This is a genomic window from Nostoc sp. C052 (assembly GCF_013393905.1).
Taxonomy (GTDB): domain Bacteria; phylum Cyanobacteriota; class Cyanobacteriia; order Cyanobacteriales; family Nostocaceae; genus Nostoc.
In genome coordinates this window covers 501,394-520,552 of sequence record NZ_CP040273.1, presented here as the reverse complement: position 1 = coordinate 520,552, position 19,159 = coordinate 501,394, and the positions used below count along the sequence as shown (strand labels likewise).

General features: G+C 41.4%; 20 protein-coding genes and 1 pseudogene. 2 read left to right on the top strand and 19 right to left on the bottom strand.

Annotated features, from left to right (window positions below; genetic code table 11):
- From FD723_RS34625 to FD723_RS34605, 5 genes are read right to left on the bottom strand one after another with little or no spacing between them, the layout of a single operon-like run.
- Positions 1-498, bottom strand: a complete 498-nt coding sequence (locus FD723_RS34625; RefSeq protein WP_179069744.1) for a cupin domain-containing protein — start codon at positions 496-498, stop codon at positions 1-3.
- A gap of 32 nt (positions 499-530) precedes the next feature.
- Positions 531-1,358 (bottom strand): MIP/aquaporin family protein, encoded by an 828-nt coding sequence (locus FD723_RS34620; protein ID WP_179069796.1) that lies wholly within the window; start codon positions 1,356-1,358, stop codon positions 531-533.
- A gap of 9 nt (positions 1,359-1,367) precedes the next feature.
- On the bottom strand, positions 1,368-2,081 hold the full coding sequence (locus FD723_RS34615) for an NADPH-dependent FMN reductase (RefSeq protein WP_179069743.1): 714 nt from the start codon (positions 2,079-2,081) through the stop codon (positions 1,368-1,370).
- Between the two features lie 11 nt (positions 2,082-2,092).
- Positions 2,093-2,890, bottom strand: coding sequence for an SDR family NAD(P)-dependent oxidoreductase (locus FD723_RS34610; protein ID WP_179069742.1), 798 nt, complete (start codon positions 2,888-2,890; stop codon positions 2,093-2,095).
- 46 nt (positions 2,891-2,936) lie between these two features.
- The gene (locus tag FD723_RS34605) at positions 2,937-3,464 is read right to left on the bottom strand and encodes a DM13 domain-containing protein (protein WP_179069741.1); all 528 of its coding nucleotides are present in this window, start codon (positions 3,462-3,464) and stop codon (positions 2,937-2,939) included.
- Between the two features lie 426 nt (positions 3,465-3,890).
- Here FD723_RS34605 and FD723_RS34600 point away from each other — a divergent pair, with 426 nt between their 5' ends.
- Positions 3,891-5,168, top strand: coding sequence for an ATP-binding protein (locus FD723_RS34600; protein WP_179069795.1), 1,278 nt, complete (start codon positions 3,891-3,893; stop codon positions 5,166-5,168).
- Positions 5,169-5,218: 50 nt separating this feature from the next.
- Here FD723_RS34600 and FD723_RS34595 read toward each other — a convergent pair whose 3' ends face one another.
- From FD723_RS34595 to FD723_RS34540, 12 genes and pseudogenes are all read right to left on the bottom strand, one after another.
- Positions 5,219-5,521: a hypothetical protein gene (locus tag FD723_RS34595; RefSeq protein WP_256875262.1), complete on the bottom strand. Its 303-nt coding sequence runs from the start codon at positions 5,519-5,521 to the stop codon at positions 5,219-5,221.
- On the bottom strand, positions 5,505-5,882 hold the full coding sequence (locus FD723_RS34590) for a lipopolysaccharide assembly LapA domain-containing protein (RefSeq protein ID WP_179069740.1): 378 nt from the start codon (positions 5,880-5,882) through the stop codon (positions 5,505-5,507). Before FD723_RS34590 ends, FD723_RS34595 begins: the two co-directional genes overlap by 17 nt.
- 32 nt (positions 5,883-5,914) lie before the next feature.
- Complete coding sequence (locus FD723_RS34585) at positions 5,915-6,172, bottom strand: hypothetical protein (RefSeq protein WP_143854181.1); 258 nt, start codon at positions 6,170-6,172, stop codon at positions 5,915-5,917.
- A complete protein-coding gene (locus FD723_RS34580; protein ID WP_179069739.1) occupies positions 6,147-7,718 on the bottom strand; it encodes a Na+/H+ antiporter in 1,572 nt (523 codons plus the stop codon). Before FD723_RS34580 ends, FD723_RS34585 begins: the two co-directional genes overlap by 26 nt.
- Positions 7,719-7,810: 92 nt before the next feature.
- Positions 7,811-8,095, bottom strand: a pseudogene (locus tag FD723_RS34575) (DUF3611 family protein); the annotation flags it as partial.
- A 55-nt stretch (positions 8,096-8,150) separates the two neighbouring features.
- Entirely contained in the window at positions 8,151-9,524 is a 1,374-nt protein-coding gene (locus FD723_RS34570; protein WP_179069738.1) for a DUF2254 domain-containing protein, read from the bottom strand.
- Positions 9,521-10,528, bottom strand: a complete 1,008-nt coding sequence (locus FD723_RS34565; protein WP_179069737.1) for a mechanosensitive ion channel family protein — start codon at positions 10,526-10,528, stop codon at positions 9,521-9,523. Before FD723_RS34565 ends, FD723_RS34570 begins: the two co-directional genes overlap by 4 nt.
- Before the next feature lie 424 nt (positions 10,529-10,952).
- On the bottom strand, positions 10,953-11,963 hold the full coding sequence (locus FD723_RS34560) for a DUF389 domain-containing protein (protein WP_179069736.1): 1,011 nt from the start codon (positions 11,961-11,963) through the stop codon (positions 10,953-10,955).
- 112 nt (positions 11,964-12,075) lie between these two features.
- Positions 12,076-13,410, bottom strand: coding sequence for a two-component system sensor histidine kinase RppB (gene rppB, locus FD723_RS34555; RefSeq protein WP_179069735.1), 1,335 nt, complete (start codon positions 13,408-13,410; stop codon positions 12,076-12,078).
- Positions 13,411-13,455: 45 nt separating this feature from the next.
- Positions 13,456-14,190 carry a two-component system response regulator RppA gene (rppA, locus tag FD723_RS34550; protein WP_179069734.1) on the bottom strand — a complete coding sequence of 245 codons (735 nt, stop codon included), beginning with the start codon at positions 14,188-14,190 and terminating at the stop codon, positions 13,456-13,458.
- 83 nt (positions 14,191-14,273) lie between these two features.
- On the bottom strand, positions 14,274-14,477 hold the full coding sequence (locus FD723_RS34545; protein ID WP_179069361.1) for a hypothetical protein: 204 nt from the start codon (positions 14,475-14,477) through the stop codon (positions 14,274-14,276).
- Positions 14,478-14,534: 57 nt separating this feature from the next.
- The gene (locus FD723_RS34540; RefSeq protein WP_179069794.1) at positions 14,535-17,126 is read right to left on the bottom strand and encodes a chloride channel protein; all 2,592 of its coding nucleotides are present in this window, start codon (positions 17,124-17,126) and stop codon (positions 14,535-14,537) included.
- A 330-nt stretch (positions 17,127-17,456) separates the two neighbouring features.
- Here FD723_RS34540 and FD723_RS34535 point away from each other — a divergent pair, with 330 nt between their 5' ends.
- On the top strand, positions 17,457-17,819 hold the full coding sequence (locus tag FD723_RS34535; RefSeq protein WP_179069733.1) for a hypothetical protein: 363 nt from the start codon (positions 17,457-17,459) through the stop codon (positions 17,817-17,819).
- A 169-nt stretch (positions 17,820-17,988) separates the two neighbouring features.
- Here the strand turns inward: FD723_RS34535 and FD723_RS34530 are convergent, their stop codons facing one another.
- Together FD723_RS34530 and FD723_RS34525 are read right to left on the bottom strand one after the other, a co-directional pair.
- Positions 17,989-18,687, bottom strand: a complete 699-nt coding sequence (locus FD723_RS34530; RefSeq protein WP_179069732.1) for a hypothetical protein — start codon at positions 18,685-18,687, stop codon at positions 17,989-17,991.
- A gap of 2 nt (positions 18,688-18,689) precedes the next feature.
- Positions 18,690-19,157 (bottom strand): hypothetical protein, encoded by a 468-nt coding sequence (locus tag FD723_RS34525; protein ID WP_179069731.1) that lies wholly within the window; start codon positions 19,155-19,157, stop codon positions 18,690-18,692.
- Positions 19,158-19,159 lie beyond the last annotated feature (2 nt).

Sequence of the window (19,159 nt, the reverse complement as noted above, 5' to 3'; positions counted from 1 at the left end):
CTATAACTGCGAAGATTCAGCAGGTGGAGGAATAATTTCCAGACCATACCTCGGAGCCGTAGCCAAAACTTTTTCGATGTCTGCGGGACTGACAGTAGGTGATGAAATCGTTTCTGAAACTGGCACACCCACTTCTATGAAAAACTTCTCTAAACCTGCCGGCGTTACCCAGCACAACAATTTTGCTGGCTCTAAACTGATGTTTGTAAACCTATGAAGTTGACCTTTAGGAGAATGGAGAAAGGTTCCAGGAGTTGCTAAAACTATTTGCTCATCAAGCTGAAATTCTAATTCTCCCTCTTGAAGATAAAAAGCTTCATTTTCGTGACTATGTATATGGGGAGGTGTACCGCTTTGTGGTTGAACAATAATTTCAACTAGAGCGTAGGCTTGACTAGTATCTTCACCTACTGCCTTAAAAGTATACAAATCCCCAAGCACCCAGTAAGAAGAACCTTGTCTTGGTTGCTGTAATACTCCTTGGAGATTAATTGTCATGGTGATTTCCTCGTTATCATTTACTGTATTGATTAGGGATTAGGTAACTTGTCGCTTAACAACCATCTTTTATCTACTTCTGGGTGACGATAGCCACAGCGAAAGATACAGCGTTTGTTGTTGTGGTGATGGAGTTTAGCGCATCTTACAGCCCTTTTTCCTTTCAGCCTGATATAAAGTTCGGCTGCTAAGAGCATCCCTAAGAGTGGTGCAGTGAAATAAACCCAGATGGCTGTCCAATTGTGAGATGGAATTGCCGATGCTAGGGTACGGGCTGGGTTCATGCTCGTACCTGACAATGGTGCTTCTACTGTGATATAAGTTGCAATCATTACTCCTGCAAATATGCCTGTAAATGGTGCTAGTTTGGGGGTATTGGATGCAAACAAAATCATCAGCATTACTCCAAAAGAAATCACCAGTTCAGCGAAAAATGCCACACCTGCACCACCCGCACCAGGAATTGTGACAATATAATTTATAGATGGATTGGTAACTGCATCTTTAAACACCACTACAGCAAATAGCAATCCTAGTAATTCACCTATAAAGTGAGCCAGGATGTAAAAAATAACATCCCACGGTTGAATTTTACCGAGACGAAAGAAAGTGAAGGTGACAACCGGATTGAGATGTGCGCCTGATTGTTTACCCCAAGGAGAATAAATAATACAAATAGCAATTAATCCCATCGCCACGCCAATGATAAACCGTCGTAAAAGTGGATCGGAAATTGCTTGTGGAATTGGTGAAGCTGGATGTTGTAACAAGGTAGTCACCACCACCGCAGAAATCAGAAATATCCCCAGTCCCGCAGCTTCCATTAAGTATTCTGGATAATGTTTCCGTAGTGTCTGCATCATAAGAATTTAAGTAATTGGGGTAGCTTTCACTTCACCAGTCTGGGCATTACGACTTAGTTGCAGGACGGTATCCATTGCATCTGTACCCATCCGAGCAGCTATTTCCGGGCAGGGTTTACTGGCATAGGTGTTAACTTGGATATTATCTTTTTTCTCCAAGCTGACTTCTTGTCGCCCATATTTCAAGACAGTTGACATCCAAACTAATTCGTCCATAAACCTTTCCATACGGCGAATGTAGGTTGGTTTGTCAATCAAATTACCCGACTCATCAAATAATTTTTGAACGTTGCTAAAGTTAAGGTCATAGAAAATAGTCATTAGCCCCAACTCCCGCATCACAGGTAAGAGGTTTTGGATTACTCTTGTACCACCAAAGGGGCCTGCGGAAACGCCGCACAGTCCAACGGCTTTATGAATGTATTCTTTAAGGCAGGTGTCAAGTATATGTTTGAGTAAACCCGGATAACCGTGGTTATATTCTGGTACAACGATAATTAATCCATCTGCCCGTTCCATAGTTGCAGAAAATTGAGGGTTTTTGAGTGGTTCACCTGCATCATCATTAGCGATCGCTATATTTCTAATATCGAGCAGTTCAGTTTCTAAGCGATCGCGTGCTGCAACCTGCTCAACGATAAATTTAGCAACGTGTTCACTCTGGCGACCTTGACGAGAAGTACCAAGGATAACTGGAATAAATAAGGATGAATCTGACATAGTTTTTCTCCCTACTGTTCTTGATAGTTCCAAAGTAGTCCACCATCCGCAAAGAAGGTGCTACCTGTAATGTAGTCAGCATCGTCAGAAGCCAGAAACGCTACTAAAGAAGCAACATCTTGTGGTTGACCCAAGCGACCAAGCGGAATATTTTTTAATAGCGCACCCAACTTTTCTGGGTCATTCAACAGCTTAGTATTAATCGGAGTTTCTATTGCTCCTGGTGCAACATTATTAATCGTGATCCCCAAAGCACCCAACTCAACAGCTAAGTTACGAGCGAGCATTTTCATTCCGCCTTTGCTAGCACAGTAAGCTGTGAAATTGGGAAATGGTAGTTCTTCATGCACCGAATTAATATTAATAATTTTTCCAGTTCGTTTAGTTTCAATCAGGTGTTGTACAAAGGCTTGAGTGGCAAAGAAAACACCTTTTAAATTGACATTCATTACAGCATCATAATCTGCTTCTGTGACATCCCAAAATGGTGCGTGTTTTTCAATGCCAGCATTATTTACCAAAATATCTAGCTTGCCGAAATGGTTAATACTTTCTGCAATCAGTTGACGCACTTCATCAACACTACCCAAATCTGCCTGAAGTGTATAACCATGAGATTTTGGACACTGAGCTATATGACAATTACCACCAATCGCCTCCACCTTTGCTAAAGTATCCTCTGCTCCTTCTGGGTGAGAACGATAGTTAATTACCACATTCGCCCCTGCTTGAGCTAGACCGAGAACAATTCCTTGTCCAATTCCTTGACTGCTCCCAGTTACTAGGGCAACTTTTCCTTCTAGCTTCATAAACTTTCTCCTGGTGATTGATTTTTAAGTTGTTAGTTAATATTTACTAACTCAAACTAGCAGCGCCAAAAGTAGCATTAAACTTGCGACACCAGATAGCGATGGATTTGTAGTCTGCTAAATTAATGTTTTGAGGAATGGAATATGTTTGAGCGCCACTATATTTTTTTAGGGGAGCGATGATAAAATAATCTCCATTTTTTAATGGATACGATGGTGGCTTAGTTGAATTAATCACGTTATCTGAACGATGCAAAATTACTACTAAATCTGGCCCTGATTCAGAAGTTTTAAATGACTCATCAAGCTCTAGAAATGATTTGCCGTCTTTAGTGGTAATACTAGCTTTTCCTTGAGTTTTTTGTTCTCCAGAAACAAATATGCCTGACTTAATAGCAGTTGAATTTAGAGATTGTGCTGACTTGCCTAACGGTTTCGCCTGAGTTGAAGACACGGGAACAGAGGCATTTACAGCTATAGGACTTTTATTAGCCTGGTTCTTTGAGACTTCGGGCACGCAGCCAACCATAACAAGAGAAGACAAGCTCAGTATAAATAAATGTCTTAATTTCATAATTTCAATTCCTCAAAGCCTCAATCAGCAATATAGCTGTTGGCTTGAACTTTAAACTGATTATTGCTTAAATAATTTATCTAAGAATTATGAATAGATAAGGATTGATATTGAAAAAACTGATATTTCCCTTAGAAACTTCTTACAGATTTCTCAGCAAAATTTAAATTTTTAAGTTCCGGGTGATTAAATGTAAAAAAATATACGGTAATTTTTTAATAATTAGCCTGATGTTTGCTTGCTATTTGTTGTATAAATTTATATTGATTTAAGTAAAAATTCATGCTTTTTCTGCATAAATAGCACATTTATCTAGTAAAATTTCCCTATCAAAATTATTAGGATATCCAGAGTTAACACCTGGAAAATCCAATATTTAATATTTGATTTTTTAACTTATTTTGCTAAACCATGCAACAAGCATCCATGAGCAAAGCCGATGATGAAGAAATGTTGTTGCAACAGCCTTGGCAGAGGGAACGGCAGATAATAGCACGTTTGTCCTCTTTGAACTATCGCACTGGTGAGATAGGTAGCTATTTACATAACATTGCCTGTGGAGTCAGCGAACTGATTGCAGTTGATTGGACGGTTGTTACCTTTTGCCAAGAAGGGTTTGAAACTATTCTAGCGAGTAGTCTGGAAATGTCCGAAGATACACCTCGTGTTTATGCACTGCATGGTAGATTGATTGCTACAGTTATGCAAATTGGGCGCACATTAGCTGTTGAGGATGCTGTGGCTAATCCAGAATATGGTAAACCTGCGCCAGGTTATCGAGCATATTTAGGTATACCCTTGCAAACTACCGAAGGTCAAGTCTTCGGTACTGTTTGCTCTTTTCATCGGCAAGCAAGGGAATTTACCAAAGAAGAAATCCAAATTGTGGAATTGTTCGCCGAACGTGCTGCTACTGCGATCGACCATTACCATCTTTACCAGCAGCAGTGCCAATTTAATCATATCCTGGAGACTGAGGTAGAAAAACGCACCGCAGAACTACAAGCAGCCCAAGCCAAGCTTTTAGAACAGGAACGGTTGGCAGCTATTGGTGAATTTGCGGCGATGATTGTGCATGAAATTCGCAATCCACTAACAACAATGATTATGGGATTGAAGTATTTTAAAAAAACTGTTTTGACTGAAGCGGCTCTTGAGCGATTATCGCTGGCACTTAGTGAGGCTAGTCGGTTAGAAAATCTGCTGAGTGAAATTTTGCTTTATGCCAAACCCCAGGTATTGCAACTGTGTGAATTGGATGTGAATGAATTTATTTGTGAATTACTGATGCCAATGTGCGAGATGCCAGAAGCGCTCTCACGGCAAATCGAATTTATTCCAGCGTTACCTACAGTCAAAATCTTAGGAGATAAAGATAAGCTAAAACAAGTGTTTATTAATATTGTTCGCAATGCTTGTGAGGCAGTCTCAGCAGGAGATGGGATTAAATGGGAAGTGGATAGTTCGTCTCCTGATAAAATCTGCATTAATGTCTGCAATGGTGGTGAGCCAATTCCTTCAGAGGCTTTGTCAAAGCTAACGCAGCCGTTCTTTTCCACAAAACCAAGCGGTACTGGGTTGGGGCTTGCCATTAGCAAACGTATTGTCAATGCTCATGGTGGAGAATTATCTATTGAATCTGACACCGTGACAGGTACTAAAGTCAGTGTTCAATTACCTCTAGTTGTTCTTGGGAGCCTTTAAACAGATGGTATTTTTGACGGCTGGAGGAATGAAGACAGAACTTAAAGAGTTTACAATCTTGTGTAAGTGAAGTTGTCGCTAAATATACTTGCAGCAAACAGAAAAATCAACCCATAGCCAATGAAGTTAATTGTCTTGCGGAGGTGATAGCGGGTATCATTATCCTGAATGTAGCGGGGTACAGAGTTACTTAAGGCGCGGACGATGAGAGTGATAACTAAAATAGCTATGCAGACTTGGATAAGTTTTTCCACTGTTGGGTCTTTTAGCCAGTGTTGAATTATACTTATAAAGTCTATTGCAACCAACCCTGATAATTTGTTTTGATAATAAACATCATTCAAGATAGGCATCTGAAGAATAATTTGACGATGCGTCTTGAGGTAAATAGTGTTGTGGTTGTGTAGATTGCAGCACCTGAAGTTGATTGTTTGCTTCTGTTAGTTGACGATTTAGGTCTTCAATATCGTCGGTCTGTTGTTCGATTTTCCGCATGAGTTCAGACCTTTTTCTCATACCTTTGATGGCTGAAAATAATGAGATGATGAAGCCAAATAACACGCCAAAACTAAAGGTAAGCAGAAGTATTAGCGCCATTGACAAGTCTAGCGATCGCCACACTAAAAATTGTACTGCTACCGGGGCTGAGTTTTGCAGTGCGAAAGTCACAGCTGCGATTGCGATCGCTAATGCTAATAAAGTCAGTATTCGCATGGTATATCTCCACCAATTAATTTAGTTTAGTATTATTGCTGAGTTTCCGCAGATTCTTTGCCATTTGATGGATTTAATGGACTGTCGAGGGAGGAAAGGCGAAATCCCGGTGCTTTGTAGTCTTTGGATAAGTAATTTTCAGGAATGGTAATTTGATTACCATCCCGAATTGCTGAATAATGGGGAGAGGATTTGAGGCTGTGGAAGACGATTAAAACTGTCAAAATATTGTTAATTGGCGATCGCTTACCATGCAGTATAGACTTATTCCTTCCCATCTGCTCTGTCATAGTTTGTTTGCAAAAAAGGTGACAGTTCTTTATTTAACTTACCTGCGCGGACAAACTCAGCGTATGTATCAGCTTCAATTGCCAGCAATTCCCCTCGCAGTTCTTCGGTTGAAAATTCTTGCAAATTTGGGTATTCATCAAGTAACTTGGCAATTTCTTCTTGCAAAAAGGTAATTTCTCCTGAAAGCAGCGTCTTCTGGTAGCGATAAAACTCTGGCTCAATTCCCGGACGGTTTGGTGCTGTTTCTAAATATTCCAGCGCCCTTTGGAGAGCAACTTGACGGGCAATTGCTTCGGTGTATTGTTGACGTAGCGGTTGCGAACCTAAAAGTTGGAGTTTTTCTAATAATGGTTGGATGGTTAAGCCCTGTACTAACAGGGTAAATAAAACTACTCCAAATACAGTGGCAATAATTTCTTCCCTTTGCGGGAGTATGGCTGGTACACTCAAAGCCAGAGCAATGGAGACAGAGCCGCGTAGCCCACCCCACGTCAATACAGTTTGTTCAGATAAAGGAATTTCGGATTTAGCTAACCAGTTGCTAAGATTACTTAAAGCATAAATAGATACTGCCCGTGCCACAATCATCGCCACAATTGTGACTGCAATACTTTTTAGGTTATCTCCTAAGACAGCAAAGCGAATTTGATCGCCAATTAAGAGAAAAACAATCGAATTTACAAAAAAAGCTAAAAATTCCCAAAATTCAGTAACAATGATCCGCGTGCGCGGATTCATGCCAATGCGTGAGCCAAAGTTGCCTAAAATTAAAGCTGTGGTGACTACTCCAATCACTCCAGAACCACCCAAATATTCTGTTATTAGGTAAGTGCTGTAGGCAGAAACCAGGGTAAGAGATTGTTCTACTAATGGTAAGTCGAAACGTTGTGTTAGATAGGAAATACCAAACCCAATTAGTCCTCCAACGCTGATACCAATGCCTACTACTTGAAAAAATTCTAATAAAGCAGACTGTAAATCAAGTTTGGCATTACCTAACGGCAGAGCAACTAATAAGCCAAAAGCCACAACGGCCATACCATCATTAAATAAACTTTCTCCTTCCATCAGCGTTCTTAGACGTTTGCTTGCTCCTAGTTCCCGAAATAGAGCCGTTACCGAAACCGGATCGGTTGCTGATAGACTAGCTCCAACTAATAGAGCAATGCTAAGTTCAAGTCCAGCGAATTGATGAAGACCAATTGCTACTCCGGCAATAGAAATTATCACCCCAACTACTGCATACAGACAAATAGGGAACAAATCCCGCTTTAAGTCTGACCATTTCAAATTCCAAGCAGCTTCAAACAGCAGTGGCGGTAAGAAAATCATCAGAATAAATTCAGGAGAGAGATTAACCAATCGCACATTCACGAATGCTAATCCTAATCCCACTATGACTAGTAATAGTGTATAAGGAATGCGGCGCAACCAACTAAAAATTTGCGGTAGTGTTGCTACACCCAATGAGACAGATAATACTACTAGAAATTGCTTGAGTTGTCCTGCAATTACAACTTCACTCGTGGTAGAATCTAATGCCATAAGGGGATTCCAGTTAAATAGAATATTTAGCATGAATTAAAATAGAGAAACTATCAAATCCCCAACATTTTACCCCGATAAATCTGTACCTATTACTCTTCCAACCAATAGAGTAGACCAAGAGAGGTAACTCCACCAAAAAAGTGAGCGCCAATCATGTTTACGTTTGCTAACATTACAAAAATATCTAGCGAACGAATTACATTTTCTGGTTGATAAATTGCGACACCTTGAGGTTGTGCTACTGCTTTCCCCAATATAACCGTAACCGTCACTTCCGAAGCAATAAAAGCTATTAATAAGCCTACTAAACTGACGATCAATCCAATTTGTAAATTTTGAATTACCTCTTCTTTTTTGGGATGGGTTTCAGAATTTTAGGACTGATATATACCTTTTTCATAGTTTTTATACTAAAGTTAACATTGCTGATTAATCCCAATTTTTAATAGCACTGTTACAGTCTAAAGATTTAATAACAGCATAATACCGTTCTTGTACATCTTTGCGGTCTTGTTCTTGTGATAGCCCCTCATTACTGTCCTGCAAAATCATGTCAGCATGATATCGTAAGGCTTTACAGTATTGACTATTATTTGTGTAATTGGCAATGGTAGCTATAGTTTCTAATAACCGAATAGTTACTCCTGCATCTGACTTTCCATATTGCCGAATTTGATTAAAGGCACGGTCAAGCAATCTTTGAAAATCTGCTCCTTCGGCAATTATGCGTAATTTTTTATTGCGATCGCAACGGTAGGGCGAAGGGAAATCCCTCTGCACTAAGTGACATAAGCCGGCGCTAATTCTATCAATACAGCGAATTGCAGTAAATGGATCGTTGATTCCGGGGGAAATGGCACGCAGAGGAATTTCTACTAATTGATCGATGGGAAACTCTACATCTTGTTGTTCTGTACGTTCTATGCCCAGAATAAAAGCATCATTAATTTCATTAACTAGTTTTGTGTTTAACACTTCTCCAGGAAAAACTATAACTAAATCACTACCTTTGACTATAAATTTTCCCGGTCGAGTCTGAAGCCGTATTAGTAGATTGTATTTACAAGCAATATTTATGAGTTCTTGGTCATCAATTGCTTGTAAATAACCCGTGGCAATCGCTCGAATGGGACAAGCTTCTTCTTCAAAGTTAACTGGGATGGACGGTGTTACCTGCTGCTGTGCTTTACTATATCCAATTTTTTCGGGAAACAGGCGATCAATAGTTTTGTGTAAATCACTACTAACATTTCCAATTACGTGCGATGCCTGAATGATGGTTGAAGCATGATGGATAAAATAAATCAAAACACCAATACTAACAATGGCGAGTAAAGTACCAACTGTGACTGCAAGTTGTGGTACAAACTGTTCATATCCATCTCCTTGTCCATGAATTGTCCGAAGTACTAGTAAGCAGTAGATAAAAGTGCCAATGAATGTGCCAAGTACAACCTGATTACCAGTGTCTTGCATAAAATTACGCAAAAGCCGCGGCCCAAAATTGGAAGCAGCCAGCTGAAGCGCCACGATTGTAATTGAAAAAGCTGTCGCAGCAACGCTAATCATTGAACCTGCAACCGATCCGAGAAGCGATGTCTGACGACAAGCCGCTTCGCGTCTACGCGCTCCATCTGCCCCACCAGTGTACATCCACCAATAATCAATCCCCGCCTTGCCTGTGTGGTCAAGAGTAAGCATTGTGAAAGCTAAAGCAGTAGCTACCACCGCCATTACTGCTGGGATGAACCAGTAGCTTGAGTGCAACTGATCCCAAAGTTTGCTTAATTTAACGTTTCTCATTGTTCGTTGATTTGAGCACCTACCTTACCGTTGTCATCTCGTGAGGAGCGCTCTTGAGCAAGTAACCTGAGTGAATCACCAATGTTGCGGGGTTTTGGTACTTTGCCTTTACCAGATGGCCAACCTTCACGCTGACGGGAGCGATCGCCATCTATCTCTTCTGTCTGGTCATGGAATAAAATTTGCTGTGTGGGAAAGGGTAAATCGATGCCGTTTTCAACTAACGTTTTCTTAATTGTAGAAAGCACCTTGTCCCGTGAGGCGAGGTCATCTGCACGTCGTGGCGGGTTAATCCACCAACGAACGCGGATATTAACCGTACTTTCGGCAAGTTCCATGAGCAGCACATCAGGTGCAGGATCTTTCAGTACTTCCGGCACACTATGCAATGCTTCCAGCATTAACTCCTTGGCTCGGTCTATATCATCGCCGTAACCAATACCGACATCATACTGTAGTCGGCGACTGTCAAAGGCAGTGTTTACAGTTACCGAATTAGTGAACAATTCTGAGTTAGGAATGACAATGCGACGACCATCGTAAGTTCTAATTGTTGTCGCTCGTGTCTCAATATTTTCTACAGTTCCTTCAAAGTCTTTAAAAACTATTTGGTCATTGATTTGGAACAGCTCTGTCAAGAGGATCAGAATCCCAGCCAAGAAGTTTTGTAGGATGTCACGAAAGGCAAAGCCGATCGCTACGCCGCTAATCCCCAGTAGTTGTATCAAATCTCCGGCTCGAAATGTCGGTATTACAATCGACAAAGCAACAAATAGCCCAATTAACAGTATTGTACCTTGCGCCAAGCGTCCCAGTACTAGTCCTAGATTCCGAGCTTGATGGCGATCGCGAGTTAATCGTTTAACTACTCTCTTAATCGCTCTAGCCACCGCGAAGAAGATTGCAAATACAATCAATGCCAGCACGATATTCGGCAGTAGGACAATGAATCCGTTAATCATTCCCTGGATTCTGTCCCAGAGTGCGGATATATCTGCATTCATGATCTTACTTGCTTAATTAGTCAACTTTAATAAGGTTATAAAAATATCCTGATATCTAACTCCACCTTTAGTTAGTTTTTCCTATCTATAAATAGGATGAAAAATTTATTTGACATATTATGCTAAATCTCCTTCGTAATAAACATGAAACCCTTGCCACACCAAAAAATAAGAATTATTTAATAACATTTTAGGCAGTTGGTTGGGTTTTGGGTTTTTTACCTATATTTTTCAAGCAAGTTTTGATGTTTAACTAATAATTTGGCATAACAGATACGGAATAACCATTTATTTTAGGGCAAGATACAGCGCTTCCCGCTATTATGCAATACAGTTTTTATCCTTACCCCCTCCTAGCATAGCTTTCAGTTTTGAGGATGTACCTCATAGCTGCCGGAAGTGCTGTAATAAAATTTTAGATATTTTATTTGTGAGGAGAATCTGATTTTTCTCCTCTGACTTCTTTCACCTGACTAACTTCAAAAATCAGGGAAAAACGTTGCCCAATTTCTTTTTCAAGAAACGATTCTAAAAGGCTTACTTGCTTTGATGTTACAGGTGATTGTGCGCTAACGCTCAAGCGAACTTGAGGCGGATTACTCAGCCAATTAGTATCAGTTTTTAGTAGTTCCAAACGTTGAAAAGTTACAGTTCGGTTCAGGAGTGCCTTTCTCAAATGGGTTTCGAGTTCTGCTTGTCTAACTAATCGGGTAAAGCTCACAGTTAAAGGTATCAGTAAAACACCTGTTAACGCCAATGCCCATAGCAGTGCTTTTTGGGCGCGATCGACAGGAGAATAGCCGGTGAATAAAAATGTCAGCATACAAGCAAGGCTAATACCCAAAAGGTTCGTTAGGTAGAGCAAAGTCGCTCCTAAGCTGAGTGACAAGTTAAATTTTGCTAGACCTAAACCGATGACGCAAATTGGGGGCATAAGGGCAACAGCTATTGCTGTCCCTGCCACACTAGCAGATATTTTTGAATTCACCTTAGCGTAGCCACTGATATAACCTGCTGCGATCGCAATACCCAAATCAAGCAGGTTAGGTTTGGAGCGAGATAGCACTTCACTGCCGAAACTAGGTAGATTAACGATCCAACCGATACTGCAAGAAATTAAAAGTGCTAGTAATGTGCCTAAGAATACTGCTATTACGCCTTTACGAAATAGGTTAATATTTCCAATTAATGCACCAAAGGCTAAACCTCGAATTGGCAACATTAGAGGTGCGATAATCATTGCGCCGATAATTACAGCAGTGCTATTGGCAAGTAGACCAAATGTGGCGATCGCACATGAGCCAATAATCAAAATCAAATATGTTGCGTCGAGACTAGACTCTTCCAACAATTCATGTACTAACTGTTTTAGTTGTGATGGTTCAACCCTTTTGCGCTTAAAACCCCTAAAGCGATTACGAATATTATTTATCAAAACTCCTCCAAATCAAATGGTTTTAGATTCTGGATTTTAAACAAAAGCTTTAGCATAGAATATCGTTATCAAGATAAATAATGCACTAGATAGCAACATTTATTTCCAGAAATCACGATGAAAGAGGAAGTCGAACTGTAAATGTACTACCTAGCCCAGGTTGACTTTGAACGTGAATATTGCCTTTATGCGCTCTGGCGATTGCGATTGCGATGGCTAATCCCAAACCCGAACCGCCAGAGGTACGAGAGCGGTTGCGATCTACTCGGTAGAAGCGATCAAAAATTCGCTGTTGATGTTCAACAGCAATACCAATTCCTGTATCTTGAATTTTAATCATGGCGTAAAGCTCACTTTTTTCTAAAAAAACCGTGACTTTTCCACCGCTAGATGTAGCTTGAATTGCATTGGCAATTAAGTTGGAAATTAAGCGATAAAGCTGTTCTTCATATCCCATCACATACAGTTTTTCTGAGACTTGCACCTGTTTAGAGAGATTTACCTTAGTTTCTACTGCCAAAAATGCTAATTCCTCAGTTAAATCGCTAATTAAATTATTCAAACAGCAAGATTGATATTCTCCTGTTAGTTCTTTTTGGTCTATCCTAGTTAATAGCAATAAATCTCCAACTAATTGTGATAAGCGCCGATTTTGGCGTTTGAGTACATCTAAAATTACCCCATTGTATTTTGGTTCTTGCTGTAACTTAATAGCAGCTTCAATAGTAGAGTACATTGCTGCTAAAGGTGTGCGAAACTCATGGGCAGCATCAGCAGTAAATTGTTGCATTTGTTGGTAGGAAAGATATACAGGTTGCATTGCCCTTCCTGCCAACCACCAACTAGACAACCCAACGAAAATCATGGAAATTGGCAATCCCAACACCAAAGCTAATCTTAAATAAGCAATATGTTGGTCTAAATCAGTAATACTACGCGCCACTTGTAGATAACCCGAAACCTGTTTTTGAGTATACAAAGGTAAAGTGATTTCGCGGTATCGAGCGCCAGAAGAATCTGTTAAGATTTGCCAATACTGTAATTCTGAGGTAATCGGTAACTTGTCAAATTCCACGCCTCCACCAGCAAAAATTTTTCCTGAGCGATCCAATAAGCGTATATAGTAATTAACTGGATTCGCCGCCTCTGTTATTGATTTTTTAATAGCTGTTGCTTTAGGCAAACAATTTGTCTGAGCCACACATAATTCTAAAGAAAATTCTTTATTCAGGCGTTGTAATTGTCCGGGTTGTTGCCAAGCTGGTTCAATACTTTTATGGAGTGCATTTGCGACTGATTGCAATCCCTGGTCTATGGTTTCATAGTAGGCATGGGCAACCACACTATAAACTCCCAAACTAGATAGCCCTAAAATACCGCCCATGACGAGGGTATACCAAGCTGCCAGCCGCAACCGAGTCTGGTGGAAAATGGGATTGCGTTCCATATTTCTATAACCTTACTGAAAGTGTTACTGTCCAGTTAGCAGAAATCATCTGCTTATTTCCGCAGCTGGAATATTGAGACGATAGCCCACACCATAAACAGTTTCAATTAAAGATTCGTTCTCTTCTTCTCCTAATTTGCGTCTCAATAAGCGAATTTGTGCTGCTACGACATTACTAACTGGTTCTGCACCAATTTCCCAAAGCTGATTAATAATTTGGTCGCGGCTGACAATTTGGTTAGGATGTCTCATGAAATATTCCAACAATTGAAATTCCTTGACAGTTAAAGAGAATACTTGATTTTCTCCGTGACTATACTGGCGAGTAAGTTGATGAGTGCTGTAATTGAGAGTCAGGCAACCTACTTGTAAGCGTCGGGGTTGGACTTGAGGTGTCAGCGTTGCTCCTACGTAAGAGGATCGCCGTTGCAATGCCCGCAATCTTGCCAGCAGTTCTGCCATATCAAAGGGTTTAACCAAATAATCATCTGCACCGCTATCTAGACCAATAATCTTTTCCTCCATTCGGTCTTTAGCCGTTAGCATTAATACAGGCAGAGTTAATTGGCGCGATCGCAACCATTTACACAACTCTATCCCCGAAACTCCAGGCAGCATCCAATCAAAAATCGCAAGTGTGTACTCAGTCCAGCTAGTTTCTAAATATTGCCATGCCTGAGTACCATCTAGAAACCAGTCAACTATATACGCCTCATGGCTCAGGACTTGTTTTATTGCTGCGCCTAAATCTGCTTCATCCTCAACTAATATCAGTCGCATAGTCAACCCAGTGCTAAAAGCCTTCTTTAATTACGCTTTCACGAAAAAGTGAAATCATTCGTAATTCGTAATTAATTTTTTGTTTATGTAGCTTGCATTTTTTCACCTTGGGGTTTTGATAGTGCTTGTAGTTCTTCCCAACTATAGTGAGTAGGTAATTCAATTGGTTTGTGATTTGCTCCTAATCCCAATCCAACTGTCGGTTCGAGTTCTTCAGTAAATTCCTCTACATATTCTGCTAACTTATTGGCTGCAAGCCCACCAATTGCAGACTGCTTAAACCACAAGCCTTTGGGCTTTTCTTAGTGCCATTTGGCTCTACGGGTAGGGTTGCGCCTATGTAATTAAGTTTTGACCATGATAACTGTACAATTACTCTTTCGAGAAATATTCTCGGCAATATTTCCTTGAATCGCTTGTTGTAGTAAACTTTCACGGCTAGCTCCCAGAACAATCACATCACTGTTATCAAGTTCAGCACACTTGAGGACAGCATCAGAAACAGAATTGGCACGAACTGGAGTAGCCATCACTTTACCGCTAACTCGGCGTTGCAGAAAGTGAACAGATTTATCTAATAATGTTGTGTCAGGAATCGAGTTAGTAGGCTGGAAAACCTGACATAGCTTGATTTGGGGCGATGTACTTAGAGAAGCCAGAGCAGGTAATAACTTAATTGCTTGGCTGGAGTTAGGGCCACCTGCCATTGGCAACAACCAACGGTCAAAGGATCTTTTATCATCTAATTTAGCCAAGATAACATCACAACCTGCCTGTCGAATTATCGTATCCACCACTCGGCTAAAAACTCTACCAGGAGTTGATGTACTGCCTTTCCATCCCATCAGCACCAAGTCAATGTGTCGTTCTTTGACAGTCTCCAAAATTGCCCCAGCAACATTATGGGCAACTCGGATCTGGGTATGAACGGGAATCCGCGAATTCTCTCCTAAAAGTATTGCCCGTTGCAAAAGTTGAAGACTTTTACTGATTTGTACTGGTGTTTCCGATGGGATGCGGCCAGACGGAACGATAATCACTTGTAGGCATTCTATTTCGTAATTGCGATCTTTGGCGATCGCAACTGCCATTTCTAGTAAAGTCTCGGCTGTCTGAGGATGTGAAAGCGGTACTAACAATCTTCCTTTACCTGTAGCTGGAGCGCGAGTTTGGTAAACCACATAAGAAGGTGCTGATTTACGTTCTATTTGTTCGCTATTACCACTGAGTTGCTCTGCTTCTACACGGATAATATCACTACGAGTAATAATTCCTATGAGCTTGCGACCTTCTGTAACAGGTAAGCAGCTGAGATGATAACGATTAAGTATATGCAGTACATGAGCCAGTGTAGCTGTGGGAGTTACTGTCACTGGCTCTGGTGTCATAATCTCGCTAATAGTTGTATCTCCACTTAACTGTTGCGATGCAATATTAACTAAATCTTTCTGAGTGACAATGCCAACAACTTTACCATTCTCTAAAACTGGGAAGTTGCGATGGTGAGAGTGAGAAAATGCCTGTACTGCTTCATCAGTACTCATTTGGCTAGAGAGAGTTTCCACACGCCGTTGCATCACATCTACGGCACTGAGTTGCGCTAGAAGTCCCTCTGTGCTAGGCTCCTTGGTGATGTGAATCCCTTTCCACTCGAGTAGAAGATCGTAGAGCGATCGATGGTCAATTTTTTCTGCTACTAAATAGGCAACCACAGAGGCAATCATTAGCGGTAGCACCAGATTAAAATCTGTAGTCATCTCAAATACAATGACAACTGCTGTAATTGGTACTTTGGAGACAGCGCTAAAAAAGGCAGCCATGCCGACATGAGCATAGACTGTTGCAGCACTCATTCCCAGTAAACTGTGTTCGACAGCACCCACTAAGTAACCAAGGGCAGCTCCCAAGACTAAGGTGGGAACTAGTAAACCCCCTGGCGCTCCAGAGCCGTAGGTAAAAACAATTAGGGTAAACTGAACTAAAAGAGCGATCGCTGCAAATGACCAGTTAGCATTACCCGCAAGCAAAATTTCTCTCAACCCAGCATGATCCCGAAAGGCAGCAGGTAAAAAAGCGATCGCCAAACCACTGACTAACCCAGCAATTCCAATTCGCCAGGGTAAACTCACATGTAGCAGGCGGCGGTTAATTGCTAGACTCTCAAGGATACCTTTATTAAATAGAATACCTAGAAGTCCCGCCAGTACTCCTAAAATCAAGTAGAAAGGGATTTCTTGAGCGAAGAAAGTTGTATCGGGAAGACCTAAATTTAGATGATTTAGATCCAGGTTGTGGCTACCATAAAGCCGAGAGATGACTGAAGCGATGAAAGAAGCCAAAATCGCAGTACCAAGGGTGATACCTGACACATCTTGGAGTAATTCTTCCACTACAAAAAGCACACCTGCGATCGGTGCATTAAAAGCCGCAGCTAATCCTGCCCCGGCTCCGGCGGCGATGAGTTGGCGACGATGCTCTGGTGAAGTCGGTACCCAGTTACTAAGTTGATTTGCCAAAGCTGCCCCAATTTGGACAGTTGGCCCTTCCCGTCCCAAAGGCATTCCTGAACCCAACACTAATGTCGCACTGATCAACTTCACCAAAGCAATTCGCAGATTTAACGGCATCGGCACACGAGCTAATACCGCCTTCACTTCAGACATCCCACTACCTGATGCTTCAGGTGCAAAGCGTTCTACTAGCCAACCAGCTAAGATTCCTCCTATCAGTCCAATACCCGGTAACACTAAGTAGGCAGGCCAATGGTAAGAAACACGTACTCGCAATGCACCAGCCCAATCCACTGCCTGTCCTAACAGAACTGCCGCTAACCCAGAAACTAGACCAATCAGGCAAGCTTCCACGAAAGCCAAGCGCCTCGGTTGAACCAACTGACGGGAAAGCCTCAACCAGAGAATTTTACCTCTGGCTAACATATTTTTAGCAATCACTTGTCATCAATGAAGGTATATAAATGTCTGAAATGTCTTACCGTTCACCCTATTCATAGAGTTTCATCAGAAAATGAAATCAGAATGAAATTTTTCTATTCCTAAAGATAGATATGTGCAATAGCAGTACAGTGCGTATAGTGTTTTATACTTAAAAATACTGCTTTAATACAGCCAACTCTGATAATCTGCGTTGCGATGGCTACGCCGACCCAAGGTACGCGGTATCCGATTGATTTAATTATTGATTTAATTGTGGAATATTCTGTCAGCTAAAATCCAGAAAGTGTATCCTTGTAGTAAAAGCAAACGTCTATGCAAGTTACATTTGACTTACCTGATGAAGTTGTCAATCAGCTTCAACCCTTTGCAGACAAACTGCCTCAAATCCTAGAGTTGGGGTTACGAGAACTGAATGCGATTGCTCAGTCAGGATTTTCAGGTATGGCTGAAGTCGTAGAATTTCTGGCAAGCCTACCCACTGCTGAAGCCATTATTGCCCTGCGTCCCTCTGAATCCCTGCAAGCTCAAATTAACACTCTGGTAGAAAAAAATCGGACGGTAGGTTTAACCGCAACAGAAGAGCAGCAATGGCAGGGGTATCAATATTTAGAGCATATTGTCAGAATGGCTAAGGCTAGAGCCTTCTTGAAGATCAAAGAAGTGGACGCAGAATGAGCAAAACCTATATTCCTGTAGCTAGAATGGCACGCTTGTTAAGCGCAAACCCGTGATTTAACTGGCTTTTGAGTGTGGGGAGTGTGGGGAGCCAGATTTCTTCCTCATCCTCCCCAAAAGTTGCCAAGAACCACATTATGCTTTCAGTGGCAGATATCGCAGGACTCTCCTAGATGGCGAATGAATTGTTATTGGTGGTAGTTGGAGAGCTTTTCACCCAAATATTCCGACTGTTATAAAAATCACCACGCTGTTCTAGTGTAAACCCACCCAGCAATAATCCCAACCATACTTCTACCATCGGCATTTCCAACGCACGTTGCAGTTTAACTAAAGAAATCTCATCTTTGACATTGATCAGGTAATTAGCAATCGCGCTCTGCCATTTTTCCACATCCTCGTCTGATGCCAAATTACGGACATCTTCTAAAGTTGTCACCTCATCAAGCATTGCCAAAACATTTGCTTTTTCAACAGGTGCTGCTACAGAATCACCCTCCTGGTTAGGAGATGAAAATTGGTGTGGGCCGTGTGGTTTAAAGGTTTGTGGTGTCTGCGGTTCAATCAAATCATCTAAATCTAGGTGCATTGTTGTTCGCACTAACCCAGCAAAGAGATCGGTGCTAACAATTGGCCCCAAAAGACTATTGCGATCGCGGGTATCTTGCAACAGCACTTCGGCACGAGACTTGAGAATATCCGCAATTTGGCTGAAGGCAAGCGCTGCGGTTGATAACTGTGCCTCCAAGGGTAAATTTTCTAGCTCCGCATCTAAACATTCCCACATCGGTACAAGTGAGGATGTCGCTGGAGATTCAGACAACTCATCTAATACATCCCAAATTGTTAATTGGCGGTATGTGGTCATCTCTAGGATTCTGGATGTAACGGGCAGGGTCGCACTGGGCAGTAGCTTGAGGTAATTTCAAACATATCCTTATATTGATATAGTGAAACACTATATTGTCTGGCAAAAGCCTGCAACACCTGATCTGTATAGGCGCGGATCTTGCCAGCCGTTAACCCAAAGCAATGAATTGGTTCTAAGCGACAAATAGGCTGTTGCCCCAGCCAGAGTTCTGCGCCCAAGGCGTGCAATGGTTTATCCCCTGATTCTTTATATAAATACAGCACTGCAAAATATGTTGCTGGTGGTTCGACTGTTACTGAATCAATTTCTGCTGAATTATTCTGGGAGCGGTGGCGATAGAATGAGCGGCGATTGTGGCAGACTTTTGGATTCCAGCATCCATCCCCATTTGTCCCGTGTAAAACTTTAGCTTTAGCTGTTGGTAACTTGGCACATAATTGGCATTTGGGATCGAGTGGCTTTGGCATAG

Bases quoted from the DNA above. Each gene is read 5' to 3' on its own strand.
- FD723_RS34625 (WP_179069744.1), bottom strand. From the start codon at position 498: ATGACAATTAATCTCCAAGGAGTATTACAGCAACCAAGACAAGGTTCT.
- FD723_RS34620 (WP_179069796.1), bottom strand. From the start codon at position 1,358: ATGCAGACACTACGGAAACATTATCCAGAATACTTAATGGAAGCTGCG.
- FD723_RS34615 (WP_179069743.1), bottom strand. From the start codon at position 2,081: ATGTCAGATTCATCCTTATTTATTCCAGTTATCCTTGGTACTTCTCGT.
- FD723_RS34610 (WP_179069742.1), bottom strand. From the start codon at position 2,890: ATGAAGCTAGAAGGAAAAGTTGCCCTAGTAACTGGGAGCAGTCAAGGA.
- FD723_RS34605 (WP_179069741.1), bottom strand. From the start codon at position 3,464: ATGAAATTAAGACATTTATTTATACTGAGCTTGTCTTCTCTTGTTATG.
- FD723_RS34600 (WP_179069795.1), top strand. From the start codon at position 3,891: ATGAGCAAAGCCGATGATGAAGAAATGTTGTTGCAACAGCCTTGGCAG.
- FD723_RS34595 (WP_256875262.1), bottom strand. From the start codon at position 5,521: ATGCCTATCTTGAATGATGTTTATTATCAAAACAAATTATCAGGGTTG.
- FD723_RS34590 (WP_179069740.1), bottom strand. From the start codon at position 5,882: ATGCGAATACTGACTTTATTAGCATTAGCGATCGCAATCGCAGCTGTG.
- FD723_RS34585 (WP_143854181.1), bottom strand. From the start codon at position 6,172: ATGACAGAGCAGATGGGAAGGAATAAGTCTATACTGCATGGTAAGCGA.
- FD723_RS34580 (WP_179069739.1), bottom strand. From the start codon at position 7,718: ATGGCATTAGATTCTACCACGAGTGAAGTTGTAATTGCAGGACAACTC.
- FD723_RS34570 (WP_179069738.1), bottom strand. From the start codon at position 9,524: ATGAGAAACGTTAAATTAAGCAAACTTTGGGATCAGTTGCACTCAAGC.
- FD723_RS34565 (WP_179069737.1), bottom strand. From the start codon at position 10,528: ATGAATGCAGATATATCCGCACTCTGGGACAGAATCCAGGGAATGATT.
- rppB (WP_179069735.1), bottom strand. From the start codon at position 13,410: ATGGAACGCAATCCCATTTTCCACCAGACTCGGTTGCGGCTGGCAGCT.
- rppA (WP_179069734.1), bottom strand. From the start codon at position 14,190: ATGCGACTGATATTAGTTGAGGATGAAGCAGATTTAGGCGCAGCAATA.
- FD723_RS34540 (WP_179069794.1), bottom strand. From the start codon at position 17,126: ATGTTAGCCAGAGGTAAAATTCTCTGGTTGAGGCTTTCCCGTCAGTTG.
- FD723_RS34535 (WP_179069733.1), top strand. From the start codon at position 17,457: ATGCAAGTTACATTTGACTTACCTGATGAAGTTGTCAATCAGCTTCAA.
- FD723_RS34530 (WP_179069732.1), bottom strand. From the start codon at position 18,687: ATGACCACATACCGCCAATTAACAATTTGGGATGTATTAGATGAGTTG.
- FD723_RS34525 (WP_179069731.1), bottom strand. From the start codon at position 19,157: ATGCCAAAGCCACTCGATCCCAAATGCCAATTATGTGCCAAGTTACCA.